The following is an 8,575-nucleotide window of genomic DNA, read 5'->3' as shown; positions in this document are numbered from 1 at the left end:
TACAAAGGACCTTCACTAATTATGGCTTACGCTCCATGTGTAAACCATGGAATAAAAGCTGGAATGGGCAAAACTCAAACAAAAGAAAAAGATGCTGTTGAAGCAGGTTACTGGCACCTTTACAGGTTCAATCCTCTTCTTAGAGAAGAAGGAAAGAATCCTTTCGTTCTTGATTCTAAAGAGCCTACTGCATCATTCAGAGAATACCTTGAAAGCGAAGTAAGATATACTTCACTTCAAATGCAATTCCCTGAAATAGCTGATAAACTTTTCGCTAAGGCAGAAAATGATGCCAATGAAAGATATGAAAGCTACAAAAGAATGGCAGAAATGAAGTACTAAGAAATGATATGAAAATCCCGGCTTTTAGCCGGGATTTTTTTAGAATTTATTGCTTTATATTTTTTTCTATGGTATCATGTATGTACCACGATATGGAATGATATATCACAATATAGGAGATACTATGAGTAAAGAAGGAAAAACTATTCAGTCTGTTGACAGGGCCATAGCAATACTTAGAAGCTTTGAACAAAATGAAGAGCTTGGTGTTACGGAAATAAGTAAAATAACTGAACTCCACAAGAGTACAGCCTTCAACCTTATTTCAACTCTGGAAAAAGCAGGTCTTTTGGCAAAGGAACCAAATTCAGGAAGGTACAGGCTTGGAATGGAGCTTTTTAGACTTGGAACAATGGTAAATGCCAACATTAGAGCTATATGCGAGCCATATCTTGAGATGCTTGTTAATGAATTTTCTGAAACTGTAAACCTTGTAGCTAGGAACGACCTTCTCGTAATATATCTTGATAAAAAAGACAGTCCCCATTCAATGAGAATAAGCACTGAAGAGGGAACGAGACTACCAATGTATATCACTGCAGTGGGCAAGGCTATGATGTCCACGTTGTCTGATGATGAAATCAAGGATATATTGAAGAATGTAAGACTTATGAAGTTTACAGAATATACATTGACAGACAAGGAAGAAGTAAAGCTTCAGATACAAGCTGCACGAGAAAAGGGATATGCTGAGGATCTTCAGGAATATGAGAATGGCCTGACCTGCGTGAGTGCTCCAATCAGAGATCATACGGGCAGAGCAAATTATGCAATCAGTGTATCGGGACCCAATTCCAGAATGACCAAGGATGTCAGAAAGAAAATAGGCGAGAGACTGGTTGAACTCACAACACAAATATCTAAAAAGCTTGGGTATTATTAACAGCTAAGCAAAAAAATGGATAATTAAATTTGTATATTAAAACAGGAGGCTAAGCCTCCTGTTTTTACGTTTGTTTCTTATTTTCAGGGTAAATATTATTGTTGAAACCAGATGCTGATTTCTTTTTCTGCTTCTTCAACCGATGCTGAAGCATGAACGGCGTTCATGGTCAATCCTGTCCCGTAAGCTTTTCTTATTGTACCTTCTTCGGCTTCGTAGGGATTTGTACTTCCGTTAATCTTTCTGACTTTATTTACAGCGTTTTCACCAGTCAATACTAAGGCTACGACCCTGTCACTTCTCATGAACTCAATAAGCTCTACGTAAAAATCCTTGCCCTTGTGTTCTTCGTAATGTCGCGATAATAAGAGTTCGTCGGGAATAAGTATTTTTATCTGTTCGATTTTAAAATTATGCTTCTCATAGATAGAAATTATATTTCCTACATTCTTGTTTTTGACGGCATCGGGTTTAATTAATACAAGTGATCTTTCCAATGTTTTCTACCTCTCTTTTTTAGGAAGTTAATGGTAGCAGCAGTCCCAAAACTATGGCAGCAACCACAGCTAAAGACATGATTTTTTTGAATTTACTTGAATATAACATTATGCACTCTCCATTCTGTGATTTCCATAAAATATATGATATTCCTTTTTGATTAATTTGTCAAATTATGAAAATCATTCTCATTAATGAAGGGCTCAAACCCTTGGAAATATTCAAATTAATGTTGAAATCGGAAGAGACTATGATAAAATATTCAGTAAAGGAAACTAAAAAGAAGAAACTACGGAGGAAACCGTGAAGATATATTCTTGGAATGTAAACGGTATAAGGGCGGTGCAGAAAAAAGGATTCATTGAATGGGTGGGAGAAGCTGATCCAGATATATTATGCCTTCAGGAAACAAAGGCTCAAATTGAACAACTGGATAAAGAACTGGTAAACATAAAGGGCTATTATTCTTATTTCAATTCGGCAGAAAAAAAAGGATACAGCGGTACAGCCGTTTATACAAAGACGGAGCCAATAAAGGTCTGGACAGGGCTTCCAGATGAAAGATTCAACATCGAGGGAAGGACCCTTTCCATGGAATTTAAAGATTTTATACTCATGAATATATATTTTCCAAACGGAAAGTCCAAGGAGGAAAGGCTTCAATTCAAGATGGATTTCTATGTCGAGCTTCAATCCTATGTTTCAGGACTGGTTGATGAAGGTAAGAATGTAATAGTCTGTGGAGACTACAATACGGCGCACAATGAAATAGATCTTAAAAACCCAAAGACCAATGCAAAGTCATCTGGATTCCTTCCTATTGAGAGGGAATGGATGGACGGCTTTGTAGAGGGAGGATTCCTTGATACATTCAGACATATCTATCCTGAAGAAGTCAAGTATTCGTGGTGGTCATACAGGTTCAAGGCTAGGCAGAACAATGCAGGATGGAGAATAGATTATTTCTTTGTAAACAAGGGTTTCATGGACAAGGTGAAGGATGCCGAAATACACAACGAAGTAATAGGTTCTGACCATTGTCCAATATCCATTACTATATAAATTAAGTATGTATTCTAGCCTAAAAATTGGGCTGTGATTTTACAGGCCAGTTTTTAGGTGATTTTTTCTATTAATATTAATGGATGAAATATTGATGAATATTGTTAATATATGCTTTCAAGTATATATTCGGTCAGGAATTTTGCGATTTCGGCAGTTCTGTTAACATCCATGTTTTCAATGGTGTCTCCTGGATAGTGTATTCCGTCCATGTCTTCATTTATAAGTGTCACTGCAGATATTCCATTCAACTCGAAGGAAAGGTTATCGCTTGCTCCTTCATTGGAGTATTGTATATCAATACCATACTTCGTGGCAAAGTCGGCCAGTTCATCCTGTAGTTCTTGCGAATTAGGAGTAGATGAAAGCAGGGTCAGAGGCATGATTTCCTTGGAACCTACCATGTCCATGTTTATTACAGTGGTGTTGTCTCCTGTAAAATCGGAGTTTCTGGCAAGATAAGTTGATCCATAGAGGTTTTCTTCCTCTCCGTTGAAAAGAACGAAATACAGGTTTATATGAGGCTTCTCTTCTATATTGATGAAGTATCTGGCAAGTTCCATTACTGTTGCTGTACCTGAAGCATTGTCCAAGGCTCCTGGATTGTAGGTTCCGTTCATATTGTCTCCTACATGATCCATATGAGCACTTATGACAAGATTTTCAGAAGAATTTTTTCCGGGAATCATGGCTGCAATATTTGATGCCACAGTATTTTTAACTTCATAATCCGACTTCATGTGGATTTTTAGATTGTCATTGTCTGAGTTTAGCAGATCCTTGAATACATCTTGTTCAACAAGGTAAAACATAAAACCCTGTGAATTGTCGCCTGTATATCTATAAAGGGAGGTGTATCTGATAAGATGTCCGTAGACAAAGTCTTGATATTCAGTTTCTTCCAGAACTAGACCCTCCGCTCCTGTGCTTTTGCAGAAAGAATATAATTCGTCTCTTTCAATAATGCCACCTAGTTCGGAAGATACGAGCAGTGCCTTTCCTGACAGGTCTTTTTTTCTGTTGGTAAAGAAAGATGCATCATCGGCGATTTCCATTTTCAGAATTTTTTCGTTCTTCAAGCTTATCCCGTCCATTACAGCATTAGTAAAGTCGTCAAGAAATATAAAATCTTTCACTACGCAACCATCATCTTTAACAAGGGACAGTTCCGGTGTTGAATTCATAATCAGTGCAGGCTGAGTATAGTCCTGTTTGTAGATTTCTGCAAAATCTGCACTGGTGATGCCAAGGTTTGTAAAATAACCGGCAATATAGTCAACTGCAAGTTCGTTTCCTGTAGTTCCGGTAAGCCTTCCTTTGTATTTTTCCGAAGAAAGTTCTCTTATTATATTTTTGATGTTTTCTGTTGATACTTCATTTTGTGATGGATTTTCATTATAAGATATGATTTCGTTTGACGGTGTGTTTGACAGGGGAGTATTACCAGGCTCTGTGCAGCCTGTAAGTGCAAGTACCAATGCAAGCAGTATGTAGATTGATAAATGTTTTTTCATAAGACCACTCCATATTCATATATATTAATTTTAACACATAAATGATATGAAGTTGATACGGAAGTATGTATTTTCAGTTAAATTTTTGCAATAAAAATGGTGCTCCCAATAGGACTCGAACCCACAACACCCGGTTCCGAAGACCGGTGCTCTATCCAGTTGAGCTACAGGAGCACGCAACATGTCTATTATATGTATATTACTACATTAAATCAAGTAAAATTTGAACTGGAATTAATATAAATTTAAGGATTACTATGGTATAATGTTGAAAGCTAAATCAATTACATTTTAAAGGAGTAACTTATGATATCAAAAACCAAGGCATTTTTCTCAGTAATAGTTGCCGTAATAATAACTATTGTAATCACCACTGTTGCAAATAACTATTTTGCACTTAAAAATTATGACAAGGTGATAATAACTGATGATAAATATATTGAATATGAAACAATGAAGGACAAATACAATAAGATAGAATACATTGAAGGATTTGTTGATGAAAATTTTCTTTATGATATAGAAGAAGGTGAACTGTACGAGGGAGCCCTCAAGGGAATGCTGAATGTACTTGAGGATCCATATTCGGAATATATGACTGTTGATGAATTCAACGACCTCATTGAGCAGACATCTGGAGAATACAGCGGAATAGGAGTATATGTATCAGTTACAGAAGACAACAGAATCATCATCGTGGCACCAATTGAAGATACTCCTGCAGACCAGGCAGGACTTAAGACGGGAGATTATATCTCCAGGGTTAACGGAGTGGAGTATGCAGGAGATGAACTTTCCGGTGCTATAGATGTAATGAAGGGCAAGTCAGGTACCGATGTTGATATAACAATAACAAGGGAAGATAAGGAAGGTGTTGAATCAGACTTTGACGTTACAATAACGAGAGACAACATCAAGATAAAAACAATCAAATACGACATGTTGGAAGACGATATAGGATATATAAGGATTACAACCTTTGATCAGCAGACTGATGCTGATTTCAAGGAAGCTCTTAATGATCTTGAATCCCAGGGAATTACAGGTCTTGTTGTTGACTTGAGATACAATCCCGGAGGACTAATAACAAGTGTTGCCGAGGTTGCAGACGAGCTTCTGGGTGAAACTATAATCACCTATACACAGACAAAGTATGGAGAAAGAGAATACTATTATTCGGACAAGGATAAGATAGATGTTCCTCTTGCGGTACTTATTAATGAGGGAAGTGCAAGTGCTTCGGAAATTCTTTCGGGTGCGGTGAAGGATACTGAATCAGGAGTGCTTATAGGAACAAAAACCTTCGGAAAGGGAATAGTACAGAGGATAATTCCGCTGGCTGACGGTGCAGGTCTTAAGCTAACGGTTTCAGAATACTTTACCCCTAATGATATAAATATTCATGGTGTTGGAATAGAGCCTGATGTATATCTTGAAATGGATGACGATGTACTCTACGGACCTGAATATATTGATGAAGATATACAGCTTCAAAGAGCAGTAGAGATAATAAAAATGAAATAAAATACAGTATAGCACTTGATTTTTATTTTTCAAGTGCTATAATTAAAATACGAAGGTCAAAGAAAGTCAAAGTCAAGACGAGGTCAAATTCGAATATATATTGTGGAGGTGGTTTAATGGCAAACTTAAGTGATGTAATAGAGAACTATATAAATGATATTATGGCTCATGCGGACAAGGACAGCATTGATATACAGAGAAACATCCTTGCTCAGCAGTTCAAATGCGCTCCTTCTCAGATCAACTATGTACTGACAACCAGGTTCAACAATGACAGGGGATATGTAGTTGAAAGCAGAAGAGGCGGCGGTGGATATGTAAGAATCTGCAAGATGAATGTGGACGGAAATCGCCATATCGAAACGATTATCAAGGACACCATAGGAGATAGCCTTACGAGGACAAGGGCTGAAAGTATAATCAGCAGCCTAATGGATAATAACATCATAAATGAAAGGGAAAAGCATATAATGACTAGGGCTTTGAGTGATAGATCTTTGCAGAAGATTTTTCACGGCGACCGAAACACAATAAGAGCTGACTTACTCAAGGAAATGCTTTTAATTTTGGTTTAGGAGGGCGTAGGATGTTGTGCGATGAATGTGGAAAAAACAATGCTACGGTACATTTGACAAAGATTGTAAACGACAAAAGAAGCGAGACTCACTTGTGTGAGCAATGTGCAAAAAAATATATGAATTTGAATACTAATTTTTCTATACAAAATATTATGTCAGGATTTTTGATAGATGCACCCGAGGTTGAGAAAAGCAGCCCTCTTGTGTGTGAAAACTGTGGAATGACATATGATGAATTCAAGATAAATGGAAAATTCGGATGCAGTAGGTGTTACAGTTCCTTTGAAAACGAGGTTGCACCAATTGTGAGGAACATACATAGTCATGACAGACATGTGGGAAAAATCCCATTAAAGGCTGGCAAGGAGCTGAAAGACAAGAAGGAACTGGAGGACCTTAAGTTTAAGCTTAGGGAGGCTGTTGAAAATGAAGAATATGAAAAAGCTGCGGAATATAGGGATAAAATAAAAGAAGTGGAAGAAGGAGATTAAAGGATGTTTTAACTCACAACAAGTTTCGTTCTAATTCATGTAACATACACTTGAAATAGGGTATTTAATGTAAAATCAAGTTTCGTACTAATTTAGGCGACATACGATATCTAGTTGAACCATCCAGATATCGAATATCACCTGAATTAACTCAACTATATGTTTTTAGCATTTAAACTGAGTTGAAGCGTCTATATACGGTATAACACATGAATTAACTAAACTACAGTTGTGATTTAAAACTAGGAGGTGGATTATGGTATCATGGTTGAATAATTCAGGAAAAGACAGGGATGTAGTAGTAAGTAGCAGGGTGAGACTTGCACGAAACCTGTCCAGCTATAATTTTCCTGTAAAGATGACTAGCGAAGACATGGATGGAGTATATGAAGATGTAGTATCTGCCTTGAAGGGTGAGGAATTTACTTCCTTTAGAATAAAGGACATACCCTATCTTGAAAAAATGATGCTTGTTGAAAAGCATGTAATAAGTCCGGCCTTGATAGAAAAAATTGAAGGTGGCGGATTTTCCATGACAGGTGATGAAACTGAAACCGTTATGATAAACGAAGAGGATCATATAAGGATTCAGGTACTGGATTCAGGTCTTTCTCTTGAAAATGCATGGAAGAGAGCCGATGAGTTGGATAATCTACTGGAAAGGACCGTAGATTATGCCTTTAATGAAAAGGTAGGATATCTTACAGCTTGTCCAACTAATCTGGGGACAGGAATGAGAGTGTCCATAATGATACATCTTCCAGCTCTTGAGATAACCAGGCAGGTAAACAATGTACTGTCAACCGTGACGCAGTTCGGATTGGCCGTCAGGGGAGTATATGGAGAAGGAACAAAAGCTACGGGTTCCCTCTACCAGATATCAAACCAGATAACAATGGGCGACAGAGAAGAAAGCATAGTAAGGAAGATTGAAAACATTGCAGCACAGATATCCGAGAAGGAAAGGATGGCTAGGAAATATCTTCTTGAAAAGGATAGGACTGGTTTTGAGGACAGAATATTCAGAGCCTATGGAATATTGAAGAATGCAAGGAAGATTTCCCAAGAAGAAGCTGTTAAGCTCTTGTCTTACGTGAAGCTTGGAATAGATGCAGGAATAATCGAAAACAATGACATAAACGAACTGGATAAGTTATTCATAGGTATTCAACCTGCAAGTATACAGTTTGCAGAAAGAAAAGAAATGAACATGGATGAAAGAGATATTAAGAGAGCAACCATATTAAGAGATGAAATAAATTAATGAGGTGATGATTATGTTAGGAAAGGAATTTAGCGAATTGACGAAACGAGCAGTGGAAGAAGCTCAGAAGAAGGCTCAGGAATTCAAACATAATGTTTTGGGCTCGGAACATCTCCTTCTGGGACTTGTAATTGAAGAAAGCGGAGTAGCGGGAAAGGTTCTAAGGAAAAATGGTCTAACTGCACAGACTATCGAACAGAGCATATTGAACATAGTCGGAAAGGGAAACAGTGAAGCTTCATATTTGTCATTGAGCCCAAGGACAAAAAATATCATTGAGGTGGCAGGGAAGTATTCGGTAAAGTATGGTTTCAACTTCATTGAGACAGAGCATATGCTTCTTGGAATACTGGCTGAAGGTGAAGGTGTTGCATCCATAATTCTTAAGGAATCCAAAATGACTCCTGAAAAAATTAGAA

At 37.4% G+C, this 8,575-nt stretch carries 10 protein-coding genes and 1 tRNA gene; 8 read left to right on the top strand and 3 right to left on the bottom strand.

Annotated elements, in window-relative coordinates; genetic code table 11:
* The coding region (locus AC3AX0_RS03385) for a hypothetical protein (protein ID WP_487548899.1) at positions 1-342 on the top strand (342 nt) is incomplete at its 5' end.
* A 124-nt stretch (positions 343-466) separates the two neighbouring features.
* Positions 467-1,225, top strand: coding sequence for an IclR family transcriptional regulator (locus AC3AX0_RS03380; RefSeq protein WP_487548898.1), 759 nt, complete (start codon positions 467-469; stop codon positions 1,223-1,225).
* A 95-nt stretch (positions 1,226-1,320) separates the two neighbouring features.
* Here AC3AX0_RS03380 and ndk read toward each other — a convergent pair whose 3' ends face one another.
* Positions 1,321-1,722 carry a nucleoside-diphosphate kinase gene (gene ndk, locus AC3AX0_RS03375; protein ID WP_487548897.1) on the bottom strand — a complete coding sequence of 134 codons (402 nt, stop codon included), beginning with the start codon at positions 1,720-1,722 and terminating at the stop codon, positions 1,321-1,323.
* Positions 1,723-2,026: 304 nt separating this feature from the next.
* Here ndk and AC3AX0_RS03370 point away from each other — a divergent pair, with 304 nt between their 5' ends.
* Positions 2,027-2,785: an exodeoxyribonuclease III gene (locus AC3AX0_RS03370; RefSeq protein WP_487548896.1), complete on the top strand. Its 759-nt coding sequence runs from the start codon at positions 2,027-2,029 to the stop codon at positions 2,783-2,785.
* Between the two features lie 104 nt (positions 2,786-2,889).
* Here AC3AX0_RS03370 and AC3AX0_RS03365 read toward each other — a convergent pair whose 3' ends face one another.
* Both AC3AX0_RS03365 and AC3AX0_RS03360 read right to left on the bottom strand, forming a co-directional pair.
* Positions 2,890-4,299 carry a M28 family metallopeptidase gene (locus AC3AX0_RS03365; RefSeq protein WP_487548895.1) on the bottom strand — a complete coding sequence of 470 codons (1,410 nt, stop codon included), beginning with the start codon at positions 4,297-4,299 and terminating at the stop codon, positions 2,890-2,892.
* Positions 4,300-4,396: 97 nt separating this feature from the next.
* Positions 4,397-4,473 (bottom strand) — tRNA-Arg (locus AC3AX0_RS03360).
* 132 nt (positions 4,474-4,605) lie between these two features.
* Here AC3AX0_RS03360 and AC3AX0_RS03355 point away from each other — a divergent pair.
* From AC3AX0_RS03355 to AC3AX0_RS03335, 5 genes are all read left to right on the top strand, one after another.
* A complete protein-coding gene (locus AC3AX0_RS03355) occupies positions 4,606-5,823 on the top strand; it encodes a S41 family peptidase (RefSeq protein ID WP_487548894.1) in 1,218 nt (405 codons plus the stop codon).
* A gap of 116 nt (positions 5,824-5,939) precedes the next feature.
* Positions 5,940-6,398: a CtsR family transcriptional regulator gene (locus AC3AX0_RS03350; protein ID WP_487548893.1), complete on the top strand. Its 459-nt coding sequence runs from the start codon at positions 5,940-5,942 to the stop codon at positions 6,396-6,398.
* An 11-nt stretch (positions 6,399-6,409) separates the two neighbouring features.
* The gene (locus AC3AX0_RS03345; protein WP_487548892.1) at positions 6,410-6,892 is read left to right on the top strand and encodes a UvrB/UvrC motif-containing protein; all 483 of its coding nucleotides are present in this window, start codon (positions 6,410-6,412) and stop codon (positions 6,890-6,892) included.
* 256 nt (positions 6,893-7,148) lie between these two features.
* Positions 7,149-8,156: a protein arginine kinase gene (locus AC3AX0_RS03340; protein ID WP_487548891.1), complete on the top strand. Its 1,008-nt coding sequence runs from the start codon at positions 7,149-7,151 to the stop codon at positions 8,154-8,156.
* 13 nt (positions 8,157-8,169) lie between these two features.
* The coding region (locus AC3AX0_RS03335) for a Clp protease N-terminal domain-containing protein (protein WP_487548890.1) at positions 8,170-8,575 on the top strand (406 nt) is incomplete at its 3' end.

It is taken from the genome of Dethiosulfatibacter sp. (assembly GCF_983023055.1).
The sequence above is the reverse complement of the archived record's forward strand: the minus strand, read 5'-3'. Positions and strand labels throughout refer to the sequence as shown.